This is a genomic window from Priestia sp. LL-8, from assembly GCF_036227845.1.
In the GTDB taxonomy this organism is placed as follows: domain Bacteria; phylum Bacillota; class Bacilli; order Bacillales; family Bacillaceae_H; genus Priestia; species Priestia zanthoxyli.
The window spans coordinates 1363280-1378880 of sequence record NZ_JAZAQH010000001.1 but is presented as its reverse complement, the minus strand read 5'-3'; the positions used below and the strand labels follow the sequence as shown (position 1 = coordinate 1378880).

The window sequence follows — 15601 nt, the reverse complement described above, 5'->3', positions numbered from 1 at the left end:
AGTATGAAAGGTCTCAGATTAAAAAATATTATTTTTATACTGCTTGGTGCTGCCATATTTGCGTTTGGACTTGTTAATTTTAACATGCAAAACAATTTAGCTGAAGGTGGATTCACGGGCATTACCCTGCTTTTATTTTTCTTATTTAACATTGATCCCTCTTATTCTAACTTAGTGTTAAATATTCCTTTGTTTTTTGTAGGGTGGAAACTATTAGGGAGAACAGCCTTTATTTATACCATGCTCGGAGTCGTCAGCTTATCGCTATTTTTATGGATATTCCAGCGCTTCCCGGTGAATATGCCCCTGCGTCATGATATGACTCTAGCAGCTCTTTTTGCCGGTGTTTTTATTGGAGTGGGTCTTGGTATTATTTTCAGGTTTGGAGGAACAACAGGAGGAGTCGATATCATCGCACGTGTTGTTCAAAAATATATCGGGTGGAATATGGGGAAAACGATGTTTCTTTTTGACTTTATTGTGATTAGTGCATCTCTCATTTATTTATCCTATCGAGAAGCTATGTACACACTTGTTGCAGTCTTTGTCGCTGCACGGGTTATTGACTTTATGCAAGACGGCGCGTATGCCGCCAAAGGAGCAACGATCATTTCAAATCATAACGAAGCCATATCGGATAAAATTATGAAAGAAATGGATCGAGGCGTGACGATTTTAAAAGGCCAAGGTTCTTTTTCTAAGCAAGATACCAACGTGCTATACTGCGTGGTTAGTAAAAATGAAATTTTCCGTTTAAAGCAAGTTATTACTTCTGTAGATCCACACGCATTCGTTGCAGTTACGGATGTTCATGATGTCTTAGGCGAAGGATTTACCCTTGATGAAAATAAAAAACCGCTTGAAAGATAAAAAAATACCGCTAATGCGGTATTTTTTTTATTAGTCGTCGTTATTCATTCCTGTATAAATCATGATTAAACGAACCAACTCAAGAACTGCTACTGCTGCGGCTGCTACGTATGTTAAAGCCGCTGCGTTAAGCACTTTGCGCGTCTCGCGCTCTTCGTCATTTCGAATCGCACCGACTGAGACAATTTGCGTCATCGCTCGGCTTGAAGCGTTAAATTCAACAGGCAGTGTTACAACTTGGAATACGACCGCTGCTGCCATGAAGATAATACCTAACAATAGCAACGGCTTAATCGACGCGATAATTCCAATCATAATTAAAATCCAAGAAGCGTTTGATCCAAGGCTTGCCACCGGTACAAGCGAGTGGCGAAGACGTAAAAACGAATAGTTTTCTTTGTCTTGAATCGCGTGTCCCACTTCGTGAGCCGCAACGGCAGCGCCTGCGACAGACGTTCCGTAATAGTTGTCTTCTGATAAACGAATAACTTTTGAGCGAGGATCGTAGTGATCCGATAAAAATCCGCCTACAGGCTCTACGTGAACGTTGTACAATCCGTTTTCATCCAAAATTTTTCTTGCTACTTCTGCGCCTGTCATTCCTGATGAGTTGCTTACTTTTGAATATTTTTTGTAAGCACTTCTCACCTTAAACTGTGCCCAAATTGGCACAAGGATAATAATGAGAAAATAAATCAAAAAGCTCATTTACCCACACCTTTCATTATGTGTTTGACTACTCTTTTATTTTAGACAATTCTGCGCTTTTACGTCAATCATTACGCCCTCTAGCTGACTTTCTTTTCTGGTCAGCGAAATACTTTCGCGCTCCTACATAAAAAAGTGTAGCAATAATAATACTTCCAGTGGTGATTGTAACCCAAATAAAAGACGGGTCTGTACGATTTTCTTTTACTTGTTCAAAAAAATCTTTTAAGTTTTGTTCCATTTGGTTAAACTGCTCATCGTTAATCTCACTTAGCGTTCCTTCAGTTTGTAAAAAGTGAACGTCTGCGCTCACACGCTGTACGTAGGGAGACGACACGTCTACCTGTGCGCTCGGTAAGATCATATCATATTCCTTTAAAAATTGCTTAAGCTGCGCTTCATAAGCCGCTTGTTCTCCTTTTACCGCTTCATTTCGCATCTCTTTAAATGTTGCTAGCATACTGCCTTCGAGTTCAGTCCACATAGGCTGATGCTTGCTGTGCAGCGCATCGACTAATAATCGAAATTGAGTAGCTTTTTGAAGACGTTCTTCATCACTGGAATCAGAAGATAAAAGAGACCTTTCTACCTGTTCATAACAAAGAGTTAAAATACGTATATCTTCGGCCGATACGCCCAAAGAAGCTGTATTGAGACTGGTAAATTCATTCGAAAAATTTCTGAACAAATGTTGGGCTGCTTTATACTCCTTTTGCTCTACAAGCGATAGCGTTTGATCAGATAAGTTATCAAGCTTTTCCCACTGCCCTTCAGCTGCATGTACAGTAGTCGTATATGCAAAGAAAAGTACGAGCAATATTCCTACTATTCTTCCTTTCATTCTCGTCCCTCCTCTAACCTCTACTAAAACTTATGAGAAAGAGGACAAGAGTAGACCTATTTTCAAAAGGAAGTTTTAATCTTACTATTCATTCATCGGAGTGATAAAGTTTTGCGTATAATATTTCTCATATACACCTACACCAAGACGCGTAAACTCTTTATTGAGTAAAGCCTTACGATGTCCCTCACTATTAAGCCACCCTTCAACCGCAGCGATTCCATCCTGATAATTCGAGGCAATATTTTCGCCCGCGATACGGTATACTACATCACCTTTTTGCAGACGGTTGCCTAAATCACCTTGTGCTGGTGAAACGTGAGAGAAATAGTTTAAGTCGCTCATTTCTTTGCTGTGTAAATAAGCTACTCCGGCAGTGGCTTCGTCCCAAGCTAAAGGCGACAGCTGAAACCGGTCTCGAATTACATTTGTAATATCGATAATTTGCTGCTCTTCTCCTTCTTGGACACTTTTCCACTCCTCCGATGTCAATGACGGAGCTGTGGGAAGCTCGCCGCGGTAAACAATTTCGTACGGACGCTGTTTTAATAGCGTGTCCATGTCCATAATTCGAATACTTGAGATTGTATTAAGGAACTGATCAAAATATAGTTGGACGTATACATCTCCATATTTAATAATGGGACGCATTTTCATATCCTCTTCACTCAGACGAAATCGGTATTCATTTCCGTCTTTTTGAAGCGTGAGTTCGGATGAAAGTGAAACTCTTTTTTCTACTTCCTCTCGCTTCTCACCAATCTCAAAAGGATCTGTATTGGTTTTTGAGCCAATGACGTATACAGATACGACTTGATTATTTTCTACTCCTACCTGCGCATACGTTTGACGATTCTTTTTGTAAATCCACCAGTCATAGCCATATGCAGAAGAATCAATACGATCCGGCTCTCCAAGCATTCCAATTAACTGTTCTGAATGATCTCCAATGAGCCTCATCATATTTTCACTTTGTTTTTCATAAGAAGCCACTTCTTGGGTGGGCTGACTTTTGGAATCCGTTTGGTTTTGCTCAGTATTTTGACCCGTTAGATATTTCTCTAGCTGAGGTAAATAATCCTCCGCGTATACAAATGCCACTATTAATACGAGAATAAAAATAACTTTTTTCAGCTTTTCTTCCTCTCCTTACACCTGTTTTCTTTACCTGTTTAACTTATTTTTATCTCTATTATACATGCATTCAAAAAAAAATAGCTATCGGTATGGAGGAAACAAAAGAAAAAGCCAACTATTTACGAATATACTGCAAACAGTTGGCTTTCGCTTTTTAATGCGTTTGTTGTGAAATGTCTGAGAGCGCTTCTCCTGCACGTTCATTTGCATAGCGAAACGTTGATAAATCACCTAGCGATACAATCCCTACTAACTTTTGATTTTCCACAACGGGAAGACGACGGATTTGATGTTGAGCCATAAGCTTAGAAGCTTCTTCTACAGAGGCTTCGGCTGTAATAGTTATAAGCTCTTCACTCATAACATCCGTTACTTTACTTGAATTCGGCTTCTTTTCTGCAATGCCTTTTATAACTAAGTCTCGATCTGTAATCATTCCTACTAGCTGATCTCTATCAACAATTGGAATTGCTCCTACATTCCATTCCTTCATTTTCACTGCTACTTCATATACGTTATCAAGCGTGGTGCATGTTTCCGTATCAGCTGTCATTACCTCTTGTACAGTTTTCATTGTTTTATCCTCCTTTACATCGTGTGCTCGTTTTATAGTGTGACCAACTTTTTAGTAAACTTTCGCATTTAAAACGTTTAAATAAAAATAGATAACGTTTACATTTTTCCTTATTAGATATTGCAAGTTTTATCCATTCAGCTTATGATTTAATTGGGGTATATCTGTTTTGGGAGGGAGTTCATATGAAATTTGAATATGCAAAATTTGATTCATTAAAGGTTGATTTAGATTTATTAGATGAGATTATGCATCAATTTGGTCTGGTCCGCGCCGGACAATGGGATTATGAACGCGTCACGTACGATCGAAAATTCGAGTTTCAGCGAGATACCTTCTATTTGCGAGTCCAAGGACATGCTATTTCAGGCGACGTAGGGGGCAGGCATGCTGTTATTCATCTTATGACACCTCTACTAGGCAAACATTATTATCCTCACGGTGTAGAATATGGAGACGGCGAATATTTTCCGCCATCCCTTGTAGAACAGTGTGAAAAGATATTAACACAAATCAAATCACAGCTTGAAACCGTTCAGCTATAGAATTAGAAAAAGCGCAGTAATCAGACTGCGCTTTTTTTAATTCAAAGGAGGAGTAGACGGAAATTCCTTTGGTTTTATATCTTGAGGCTCAGTAAAATCAGGCATGTACGTATCTTTCTCTCGTTCTTTTCGAGCCCACTGAAAAAAAATAAAGCCTAAAACCGTTCCATACACAATTTCTTGAATGATCTTCATAATGACGCCGCCTAGCTGCTGATCTTCCACGGGCGGCAGCGTATTAAACATCTCGGGAGCAAGCTGCCCCAAACTTGCAATCATAGAAGGCGGTACACAAAGGGAAAGAGCTTGTACCCAAGCGCTTGAGTCTGTATACGTCGCATACAAAGAATGATTTGCAAAAATAATCAGCGCGCACGCTGGAGTAAGGAGTACGCCATCTGCAAAAATGTATCCAAGCTTTTTTAAAGAACTTAGCGTTTGTTCTTCTTCTAGCTGATTAACGAGTGGCCACCACATACAAAAAGCAGCGATAAATAATACAACACTCACGATTCCGTGGAGCGTCATATCCGTTTTAATAACATCAAAAAGCAGCGGAATATGATACAAAGAAAATAACCCATTGAATAATAGTAGAGCAATTAAGGGCTTTGTAAAAAATTTAAAAACAGGTTTAACCCCTCTTACATAAATAACAGAACGAGCTAACCACGGCGGAATTCCTAAAATAAAAAGCGGAGGAATCACCAAGTAAACAATTGCCATTTGCGTCATATGAGCACTAAACATAAAATGCCCTAGTAAATCTACAGGTCCTCCTTTACATATATATAAAAGAACCATGCTGATAACAAAATACGCTTTTGTTTTTCTCTCTACGGCCACCGCTCCTATAAAATTCCCTCTCCATCTACCAACGATGAAAAAATATAAGACGGTCACCAGACAAATGGTTAAAAAATAGTAAGGACTCCAAAGTGCTTCAAAACCAAACATCTGCAAATTGTTAATCAACATCTATTCCTCCTTCTACAGATGATGAAAAGGACTGGCGCATGCCAGCCCTTTTCTTTACCACCAAATAATGGTTACAAAAGCTAAAATGGTTAAAAGAGCTACCAATACGCCTGAATACAAGAAAAATGCTGGTATGGTATGTCCTTTGTGGTTCATATGCATGAAATAATAAAGTTGAAAGATGACTTGAACAACCGCCAAGAGCACAATCACCGGCATAATGTACCATCCGCTAAACTCTTGATAAACCGCAAAAAAAGCAATTAGTGTTAAAAACAACATCATCGCAAAAGAGATAACTTGCATCTTCATATCTTCTGCGTTTCTTTTTTTACGATACTCTAAATTGAGCCTTGGGTTATCTGAGTTTGATTGATTTGTCGTCATCAGCTTATCCCACCATTCCCATTAAATATACAACTGTGAAAATAAAGACCCACACAACATCGATAAAGTGCCAATATAAACTTGCGACATAATATTTAGGAGCGTTATATAAGTTTAGCCCCCGCTTCGCATTTCGAATCATCAAAGAACCAATCCAAAGCAATCCGAACGTTACGTGAGCTCCGTGTGTCCCAACCAGCGCGTAGAAAGAAGAACCGAATGCGCTGCTTGTAAACGTATGTCCTTCATGAACATAATGCCTGAACTCATAAATTTCTAGCCCTAAAAACGCTAAACCTAAAAGCCACGTAACGCCTAACCATAACTGCATCTTTTTAAATTCAAAATTTTTCATATGATACATAGCATATACGCTGGTTAGTGAACTTGTTAATAAAATCATTGTGGCTGCAAAAACAAGCTTAATATCAAACAATTCTTCTGGCTTAGGTCCTGACATCGTTGAATTACGTAAAGCTAAATAGGTAGCAAAAAGTGAAGCAAACAAAACCGTCTCTCCGCCTAAAAAGAGCCAAAAGCCAGTAAATTTATTTTTCCCTTCAAGCGTTGCTTTTTCAGGCGAAGCAGGGAAAGTTTCAGCAGTTAGCTTTTGTTCAGTCTCCATTACATCTTCGCCTCCTTGTCATCATCAACTAAGTCTTCTTTGTGAATATGAAAGCCGTGATCATCAATCCATGAACGGAAGAACATTGATAAAAACATGACGATCATTCCGATAATCCCTACAATATCTCCCCACGCGTGATCATTTCGATACAAAAAGCCAATCCCTGCAATAAACATTCCAAGCGATATCATAAATGGAATAAACGACGAGTTTGGCATATGAATATCACCAAGAGGTTCGGCTGGCGTCATTTCTTTATTTCCTGCCATTTTTTCAATCCAATATGCATCTAACCCGCGTACAAGGGGCGTTTGTTTAAAGTTATACTCTGGAGGAGGAGATGAAATAGCCCATTCTAATGTACGTCCGTCTCCCCAAGGGTCTCCTCCTACCTTTTGTCCTTTGGCAGTTGTTTTTATAATATTAACAAGTAAAATGAGCGTAGCAACCGCCATGAAAGCAGCTCCTGATGAACTGATTGCATTCCCAAGGTCGAGACCTTGATTAGGCAAGAACGTCCATACGCGGCGAGGCATCCCCATTAGACCTAAGAAATGCTGAATAAAGAACGTTAAGTGGAAACCAATTAAAAAGAGCCAGAACGTTGCTTTACTTAACTTTTCATCTAACATCTTCCCAAACATTTTTGGCCACCAGTATGTGACACCTGCTAATATAGCGTATACGACACCGCCTACGATAACGTAATGGAAGTGAGCAACGATAAAATAAGAATCTTGAAATTGATAATCTGCAGGTGCTACAGCTGCCATAACTCCTGTTACTCCCCCGATAACAAATGATGGAATAAAGGCGACCGCATACAGCATCGGAGACGTAAATTCAATACTTCCTCCCCAAAGCGTAAACAGCCAGTTAAAAATCTTAATTCCAGTTGGAACGGCGATGGCCATCGTAGCGACAGCAAAAATGGCATTTGCAATCGGCCCAAGTCCGGTTGTAAACATGTGGTGAGCCCACACCATGAACCCTAAAAATCCGATTAATACGGTAGCAAAAACCATCGACGAGTATCCGAATAATCTCTTTCTTGAAAAAGTAGGTAAAATTTCCGAGAAAACACCAAACGCTGGAAGAATTAAAATATATACTTCCGGATGACCGAATATCCAGAAAAGATGTTCCCAGATAATGGTGTTTCCACCCATTGTGGCGTCAAAAAAGTTTCCACCGAACAAGCGGTCAAAAATCATTAAAAACAATCCAACCGTCAGTGCTGGAAACGCAAACAAAATAAGAGCTGATGCAACAAACGTCGTCCACGTAAACAGCGGCATACGCATATAAGTCATACCTGGTGCCCTCATATTAATGATTGTTACGAGAAAGTTGATACCTGAAATCAATGTCCCGGCTCCGGAAATCTGCAAACCTATCGCATAAAAATCAATTCCGTGACCAGGCGATGCAATAGACAGCGAAGCATATGATGTCCAACCTGCATCAGGTGCTCCTCCTAAAAACCAGCTTAGATTTAAAAAGAGTCCCCCAAAGGCAAACAACCAAAAACCTAACAAATTTAAAAATGGAAATGCTACATCTCGAGCTCCGATTTGCAGCGGAACAACTGCATTCATCATGGCAAAAAGAAGCGGCATGGCGGCTAAGAAAATCATCGTTGTTCCATGCATTGTTAAAATTTCATTATACGTTCCTGCACTGACAAAGTCATTGCTTGGTATAGCCAGCTGAATACGTATAAATAGTGCTTCCACTCCTCCGACTAGAAAAAAGATACCGCCGGCAATTAAATAAAGAATGGCGATTTTCTTATGGTCAACGGTTGTCATAAAGTCCCAAATTGTTCCACCTACACCCTTCTTTTGACTGAGTGTACTCATCGCTAAACCTCCCCTTTTAAAAACGACTGGACGTTTATTTTTCTTTTAAACTCATTAAATAGTCTGCTAGCTCATTCACTTGTTCATCTGTTAAGTCAGGATATGTACCACTCATCTTATTACCCGGCTTAACTTTTTCAGGGTCTTTTAACCATTTTTTGATATTTTCCTTGTTGTGAGGAAGCACTCCAGCTACACGCTCACGTTCAGAAAAACCGGCTAAGTTTGGTGCTTGACGAGCTTGCTCTGGACGATTGTCTTTGACGTCAACAGCATGACATCCGATACAGCTTTCATTAAAGACCTCTTGACCAGCTTTTGCGGATGCTGTTTCTACGTCAGGCTTTGCCTTTTTCAAATCTTTTGCCCACGTATCAAATTCACCGCTTGATACAGCCCGTACTTTAAAGTCCATAAGAGAATGAGATGGACCGCAAAGCTCAGCACATTTTCCGTAGAAAACCCCGTTAGCTTCCTTCGATTTTTTAGAATCAAACACTAGCCAGAATTTATTATCATTTTCTGTGTTAGCATCGAGCTTTCCTCCAACTGAAGGAATCCAGAATGAGTGCTTGACGTCAGAAGCTTTAATATTAAAGTAGACTTTTTTATCCGTTGGAACAACTAGATCTTGCGATGTAATAATTTTTTGATTAGGATACTCAAATTCCCACCAGTACAAGTTAGCACGCACATTTACTACGACAGCATCTTTGTCCTTCATTCCTTTTACGTCCGCTAGCTTAAATGTTGAGATGACCGTTGGAACAGTCAAAATAATCAGCAGCAAGATAGGAATCACTGTCCATATAATTTCTAACTTTCTGCTCCCCTCTACTTGCTTTGGAATCACGTTTTCTTCGCCCTTGCGACGACGAAAGCGCAGAATAACAAATATAAAGATAATGGTGACAACAATAATAACTAAAACCATGATGGCTGTACTAAGCAGCATAAGCGAATATTGTTCTTCAGCTACCTCACCTGCAGGCTTAAGTGTTGACAAAAACGGTTTTCCACAGGCCGATAACACGAATGCAAGCAGCGTAAATAACGACAAAACACGAAAGTTCAATCGCCATTTTTTCATACCATTCCCCAACCTCTCTTTCATTGACGTGATTTCATCTATGCCCTCTTGAGCATAAAACTTATTCCTTCTATAATGAATTCTACATGTAGAAGAAATCCCCCTTGTGCAGTGTCGCATTCAGTGAAAGATTTTATCTAGGCAAAAAGCGTTGCGACAATCATTGAGACAAATAAAATAGTTAAATAGTTTAGTGAGTAGACAAACATCATGCTAGCCCACTTTGTGTTTTCTTGTTTATTGTATTGAGCAAATCCTAAAAATAGCCATCCTATGTTTAAAACAGTGGCCAAAATTAGAAATGGAGTGCCTAATTCGTATAAATAAAGAGGTAATGGCAACAAACAAGCAATCCAAATGAGAATCTGTCGTTTTGTAAGTTCAAAACCATGTACAACAGGCAACATAGGGATCCCCGCTGCTCGGTATTCTTCACATCTTCGCATCGCAAGAGCTAGAAAATGAGGCGGCTGCCAAATAAACATGATTAAAAATAACACCCAAGCCACTACGTGTAAATTGGGATCGATAGCGGCCCATCCAATTAAAGGCGGGACAGCGCCTGATATACTTCCGATTACTGTATTAATTGTGTATAGTCTTTTGGACCACATGGTGTAAAGAACTACATATGTAAGTATTCCTGCTAATCCGATGAGAGCGGCTACGGAAGAAACAACTAGTAGCATAAGCAAGCCGGTTAACGTCAAACCGATTCCAATCCCAAGGACCGTCAAAGGTGTAAAACTCCCTGTCACTGTAGGTCGTCCCTTTGTTCGTTCCATTAGAGGGTCAATGTCACGATCTATGTAATTGTTCAAACTGCATGAACCGGCGATGATAAGTGAAGAACCTATTAAAGTAAAAAATGCTTTATCCAGGTTTTCTAAGAAGTGTTGTTCGTTGAAGAAAAGAGCTAGCCAAAAACCAGTAAAGGTGGTGATGAAATTTGAGTTGACTATTCCGATTTTAATCGTAGCTAAAAAATCTGACCAAATGGAACTATTTTCGCTTACATGAGCTGTGTTAGGCGATGCAGAAAGCGTTGAATCTTCCACCATTTTTGAATCTTCCATGGCGCTTCCTCCTTTGCTCATCCACAGACTTTTATCTAGTAAATAAAGAGTCTATAAATGAAGGCGTTTTCAACATATTTTTACAAAAATCTCCTCTTTGTTCACAAAGAAGTCATATTCCTTTCACCAAAGCTACTTAAAAGCTTCACATGTAAACGATAAAATAGTAGAGAAATATCTATTTCTCATGTTTATTAAACCATATTTTGCCGTTACTTTGTGAAGAATTTATGAAAAAAATATGGATTTTTTTTGTCATGAGCTAAATGCATGTCCCTGTCACTTGTTAAAAGATATTTGTGCAAGTAAAATAGTTTTCTGTACGGTACCTTTTACATATCTGCAGAGTCAAACTTATGAACAAACCTTACACTTTCTACCATTATAACAAATTCAATCAAGTTTATGGAGAATAAATGAAATTTATGTTTAATATACAAAAAGATTAGGATAAATTGTTTAGCTCGTTATATTACTTACTTTGCTTTTAGGATGGTGATTATTGTGCGACTTGGATTAAAATTTTTATCCGTTGTGACGAGCATGGCCATGTTACTTATTCTACTTGGCGGTGCCCTTGTGACGAAAACTGGTTCAGCAGACGGGTGCGGAGATTCTTGGCCTTTGTGTAATGGACAGCTCATTCCTGACCCTTTAACATTTGAAACCGTTGTTGAATTAAGCCACCGTTTAGTTTCTGGCGTATCGGGCTTTCTTGTGCTCGCTTTATGCGTATGGGCATGGATTTCACTAGGACATATAAAAGAAGTTAGACCTTTAGCGTTTATCTCTTTTTTCTTCCTAGTACTGCAAGCATTAATTGGGGCCGCTGCCGTTATGTGGGGGCAATCAGATGCAGTGCTTGCTCTTCATTTTGGTATTTCTCTTATTTCGTTTGCTTCTGTGCTGCTGTTAACACTTATTATCTTTGAAGTGGATCAAAAGCTCGATGCAACTAATATACAGCTAGGCTCTAAAATGAAAAAACATATTTACGGGGTTATCTTGTACACATATGCCGTTGTGTACACGGGTGCGCTTGTTCGCCATAAAGAAGCTAGCTTAGCTTGTCCAGACGTCCCATTTTGTTCAAACGGAAACGGTTGGCTACCTGTTGATTTGAATCAGTGGATTCAAATGGGACATCGATTCGCTGCTGTTTTAACGTTTGTATGGATTTTAGCTGCCTTTATTCATGCAGTTAAATATTATCGCCATCAAAAAAATATTTTTTACGGATGGTTAGCTGCTCTCATTCTAGTTATTTTTCAGGCGGTTTCGGGTATGCTTGTTGTCGTCACACGTCTGCAGCTAGAGCTCGCGCTTGCTCATTCTTTAATTATCTCTTTCCTATTCGGTGTATTAAGCTACTTAACCTTACTTGCAACGCGTCATACACATAATTAATCAAAAAAGGTACGAGCTCAGAGCTCGTACCTTTTTTGATTAGCCTTCTAATTCAATTAATAAATCTCCCGGCTGGATGCCATCTCCATTCGACACGTGTACTTGTTTAATCACGCCGTCAAATGGTGCTTGCACGGTTGTTTCCATTTTCATTGCTTCTGTGATCATTAAGTGATCACCTTTTGAGACTTTATCGCCTTTTTCTACTACTACTCGAATAACGGTTCCAGGCATTGAAGCGCCGATGTGGGCCGGATTTCCTTGGTCAGCTTTTTGTTTTGCCGTAACAGTTGTTTTGACACTTTCGTCTTTAATCACGACTTCACGAGGCTGACCGTTCAATTCAAAGTATACCGTTCGCGTACCGTCTGCCTGCGGTTCTCCAATGGATACAAGACGAACAATTAAGGTTTTTCCTTTTTCAATCTCAATTTCCACCTCTTCTCCTAAGCGCATGCCGTATAGGAAAGTCGGTGTATCAAGAACAGAAATGTCCCCGTATTGTTCGACTGCTTTGTGATAATCCATAAATACTTTTGGATATAGCGCATAAGCAATGGCATCAAAACTCGTTACTTGACGATTTAAGTCTTTAAACAGCTTTTCTTTCACTGCATCGAAATCGACATCTTCTAACAGTTCTCCAGGACGAACTGTAATAGGTTTTCTGCCTTTTAAAATAATGCGCTGAAGCTCTTTAGGGAATCCCCCGTGAGGCTGCCCTAAATACCCTTCAAACAATTCAATAACTGAATCCGGGAAGTCAAGCGTTTCACCGCGCTCAAACAGCGTTTCTTCTGTCAAGTTGTTTTGAACCATAAACAATGCCATATCTCCAACTACTTTTGATGATGGCGTAACTTTTACAATATCACCAAATAACAAATTCACGCGTGAATACATATCTTTTACTTCATCCCAGCGGTTTCCTAAACCAACTGCTTTTGCTTGTTGCTGTAAGTTGCTATATTGACCGCCTGGCATTTCATGCTCGTACACTTCCGTATGAGGAGCGTTCATGCCGCTTTCAAAGTCTTGGTAATATTTTCGCACGTCTTCCCAATAGTAAGAAAGCTCTTCTAGATTTTTAATATCCAGATTTGGTCTGCGATCCGCACCTTCTAATGCGTAATAAAGAGAGTTAGCACTTGGCTGAGACGTTAAGCCTGCCATTGAGCTTACGGCTACGTCTACAATGTCTACACCTGCTTCAATTGCTTTTGCATACGTGTATACACCGTTTCCGCTTGTATCATGCGTATGAAGGTGGATTGGAATATCAACCGTTTCTTTTAGAGCCGATACTAAATCATAAGCTGCCTGTGGTTTTAAAAGACCCGCCATATCTTTGATGCCCAGAATATGTGCTCCAGACTGCTCAAGCTCTTTTGCTAAGTTCTTGTAGTAATCCAAATCATACTTACGGCGCGTCGGATCTAAAATATCACCTGTATAACACATCGCTGCTTCTGCAATCTTTCCTGTTTGACGAACAGAGTCAATTGCAAGAGTCATTCCTTGCACCCAGTTTAAGCTGTCGAAGATACGGAAAACATCAATACCTGCATAAGCTGATTTTTCAACAAATTCCTTAATTACATTATCAGGATAGTTTTTATATCCAACCGCATTTGACGCGCGAAGAAGCATTTGGAAAAGAACGTTTGGCGCTTGTTGACGTAAAGTAAGCAAGCGATCCCACGGATCTTCTTTTAAGAATCGATAAGCGACATCAAACGTTGCTCCTCCCCACATTTCCATAGAAAATAAATCTGGAAGCAAGCGTGCAGTTGGGTTAGCTACTTGTTTTAAGTCGTTTGTACGAATACGCGTTGCTAAAAGAGACTGATGGCCATCACGGAAAGTTGTATCCGTTAATAGCACTTCCTTGCGTTCTTTCACCCAATTTACTAGCCCTTCAGCGCCTTTTTCATCTAAAATCTGCTTTGTTCCGTTTGGAATTGGTTGTTTTATATCGACATTAGGAACACGCGGTTTCGTAAAGATCGGCTTTTTCTTTTCCGATACACCCGGGAATCCGTTTACCGTAACATTCCCAATGTATGTAAGCATTTTAGTTCCTCGGTCTTTTCGCTTAGGGAAGACAAAAAGTTCAGGCGTTGTATCAATAAAGGATGTATCATAAGCGCCTGTTAAGAACTTATCATGCTTTACTACATTTTCAAGAAACGGAATATTGGTTTTAATTCCACGAATACGAAACTCTTTTAAGTTCCGGACCATTTTTGATGCGGCTTGATCGAATGTTAAAGCCCACGTTGTTACTTTTACTAACAGTGAATCATAATACGGCGTAATCACAGCACCTTGGAAGCTGTTTCCCGTATCTAAACGTACGCCAAAACCGCCACCAGAACGATAAGCCATAATCTTACCCGTATCCGGCATAAAGTTATTTAACGGGTCTTCTGTCGTTACACGAGATTGAATTGCATATCCATGTACGTGAATTTGATCTTGTGCAGGAATAGACACTTCCTTGCTGTGAAGTGCGTAACCGTCTGCAATTAAAATTTGCGATTGAACGATATCAATACCTGTAATCATTTCAGTAATTGTGTGCTCTACTTGAACACGTGGATTTACTTCAATAAAATAAAAATCGTTTCCTGATACTAAAAATTCTACTGTACCAGCATTTATGTACTGCACTTTTTCCATCAGCTGCACAGCTGCTTCACAAATGCGGAGACGTAAGTCTTCATCTATAGAAACACTTGGTGCTACTTCTACTACTTTTTGGTGACGACGCTGCACTGAACAGTCGCGTTCGTAAAGGTGCACAACATTTCCTTGTTCATCACCTAAAATTTGCACTTCAATATGTTTTGGATTTTCAACTAGTTTCTCGACGTACACTTCATCATTACCAAAAGCCGCTTTTGCTTCTGATTTGGCACGATCATAAGATTCATTCAGGCTGTCTGCATCGCGAACGATACGCATGCCTCGACCGCCTCCGCCCAAAGCTGCTTTGATCATTAGAGGATATCCATGCTGATTAGCAAATTCTTTTGCTTCGTCAATTGAATCAATAGGACCATCCGTACCAGGAATAACGGGAATATCTGCTTGAATAGCCTGATGACGTGCTTTTACTTTATCGCCAAACATATCAAGATGCTTGGATTTTGGGCCAATGAAAATAATGCCTTCTTCTTCGCAACGTTTTGCAAATTGGATATTTTCTGACAAAAAACCATAGCCAGGGTGAATAGCATCTACATCATGAGACTTAGCAATGTCGATGATGCCTTCTATATCTAAATAAGCATCAATCGGCTTTTTCTCCGCTCCTACTAAATAGGCTTCATCCGCTTTGTAACGGTGATAAGAACCTGCGTCTTCCTTCGAATAAATTGCAACAGTCCGAATATTCAGTTCAGTACATGCTCGAAATACACGAATCGCAATTTCTCCTCGGTTTGCTACTAATACTTTTTTGATTTTTTTAGTTACAAAACTCATGTTGCTAAT

Annotated in this window: 14 protein-coding genes; 3 read left to right on the top strand and 11 right to left on the bottom strand. The window is 39.6% G+C overall.

Features of this window, described 5'->3' with window-relative positions; genetic code table 11:
• Positions 1–3 precede the first annotated feature (3 nt).
• Entirely contained in the window at positions 4–870 is an 867-nt protein-coding gene (locus U9R83_RS06970) for a YitT family protein (protein WP_013082317.1), read from the top strand.
• Positions 871–900: 30 nt separating this feature from the next.
• Here the strand turns inward: U9R83_RS06970 and U9R83_RS06965 are convergent, their stop codons facing one another.
• From U9R83_RS06965 to U9R83_RS06950, 4 genes are all read right to left on the bottom strand, one after another.
• Positions 901–1578 (bottom strand): zinc metallopeptidase, encoded by a 678-nt coding sequence (locus U9R83_RS06965; protein ID WP_014460978.1) that lies wholly within the window; start codon positions 1576–1578, stop codon positions 901–903.
• 64 nt (positions 1579–1642) lie between these two features.
• A complete protein-coding gene (locus tag U9R83_RS06960; RefSeq protein WP_014460979.1) occupies positions 1643–2419 on the bottom strand; it encodes a sporulation protein YpjB in 777 nt (258 codons plus the stop codon).
• Between the two features lie 84 nt (positions 2420–2503).
• Positions 2504–3520, bottom strand: a complete 1017-nt coding sequence (locus tag U9R83_RS06955) for a CAP domain-containing protein (protein WP_243549000.1) — start codon at positions 3518–3520, stop codon at positions 2504–2506.
• Between the two features lie 190 nt (positions 3521–3710).
• Positions 3711–4130 carry a CBS domain-containing protein gene (locus U9R83_RS06950; RefSeq protein WP_013056085.1) on the bottom strand — a complete coding sequence of 140 codons (420 nt, stop codon included), beginning with the start codon at positions 4128–4130 and terminating at the stop codon, positions 3711–3713.
• Between the two features lie 185 nt (positions 4131–4315).
• On the opposite strand from U9R83_RS06950, the gene U9R83_RS06945 reads away from it, so the two are divergent.
• On the top strand, positions 4316–4675 hold the full coding sequence (locus tag U9R83_RS06945) for a YugN family protein (protein ID WP_013056084.1): 360 nt from the start codon (positions 4316–4318) through the stop codon (positions 4673–4675).
• 36 nt (positions 4676–4711) lie between these two features.
• Here U9R83_RS06945 and ctaG read toward each other — a convergent pair whose 3' ends face one another.
• The 6 genes from ctaG to cyoE form a co-directional block, all read right to left on the bottom strand.
• Positions 4712–5650 (bottom strand): cytochrome c oxidase assembly factor CtaG, encoded by a 939-nt coding sequence (gene ctaG / locus U9R83_RS06940; protein WP_080564795.1) that lies wholly within the window; start codon positions 5648–5650, stop codon positions 4712–4714.
• 57 nt (positions 5651–5707) lie between these two features.
• Positions 5708–6040, bottom strand: coding sequence for a cytochrome c oxidase subunit IVB (ctaF, locus tag U9R83_RS06935; protein WP_014460982.1), 333 nt, complete (start codon positions 6038–6040; stop codon positions 5708–5710).
• 4 nt (positions 6041–6044) lie between these two features.
• Complete coding sequence (ctaE, locus tag U9R83_RS06930; protein ID WP_013056081.1) at positions 6045–6665, bottom strand: cytochrome c oxidase subunit III; 621 nt, start codon at positions 6663–6665, stop codon at positions 6045–6047.
• Positions 6665–8530: a cytochrome c oxidase subunit I gene (gene ctaD, locus U9R83_RS06925; protein ID WP_013082312.1), complete on the bottom strand. Its 1866-nt coding sequence runs from the start codon at positions 8528–8530 to the stop codon at positions 6665–6667. Before ctaD ends, ctaE begins: the two co-directional genes overlap by 1 nt.
• Positions 8531–8564: 34 nt before the next feature.
• Entirely contained in the window at positions 8565–9620 is a 1056-nt protein-coding gene (gene coxB, locus U9R83_RS06920; protein ID WP_013056079.1) for a cytochrome c oxidase subunit II, read from the bottom strand.
• Positions 9621–9757: 137 nt separating this feature from the next.
• Positions 9758–10696 carry a heme o synthase gene (gene cyoE / locus U9R83_RS06915; protein WP_243548997.1) on the bottom strand — a complete coding sequence of 313 codons (939 nt, stop codon included), beginning with the start codon at positions 10694–10696 and terminating at the stop codon, positions 9758–9760.
• Positions 10697–11200: 504 nt separating this feature from the next.
• Here cyoE and U9R83_RS06910 point away from each other — a divergent pair.
• A complete protein-coding gene (locus U9R83_RS06910; protein WP_116073409.1) occupies positions 11201–12103 on the top strand; it encodes a COX15/CtaA family protein in 903 nt (300 codons plus the stop codon).
• Between the two features lie 39 nt (positions 12104–12142).
• On the opposite strand, the gene pyc is transcribed toward U9R83_RS06910, so the two are convergent.
• Positions 12143–15592 (bottom strand): pyruvate carboxylase, encoded by a 3450-nt coding sequence (pyc, locus tag U9R83_RS06905; RefSeq protein WP_014460985.1) that lies wholly within the window; start codon positions 15590–15592, stop codon positions 12143–12145.
• Positions 15593–15601: the final 9 nt, after the last annotated feature.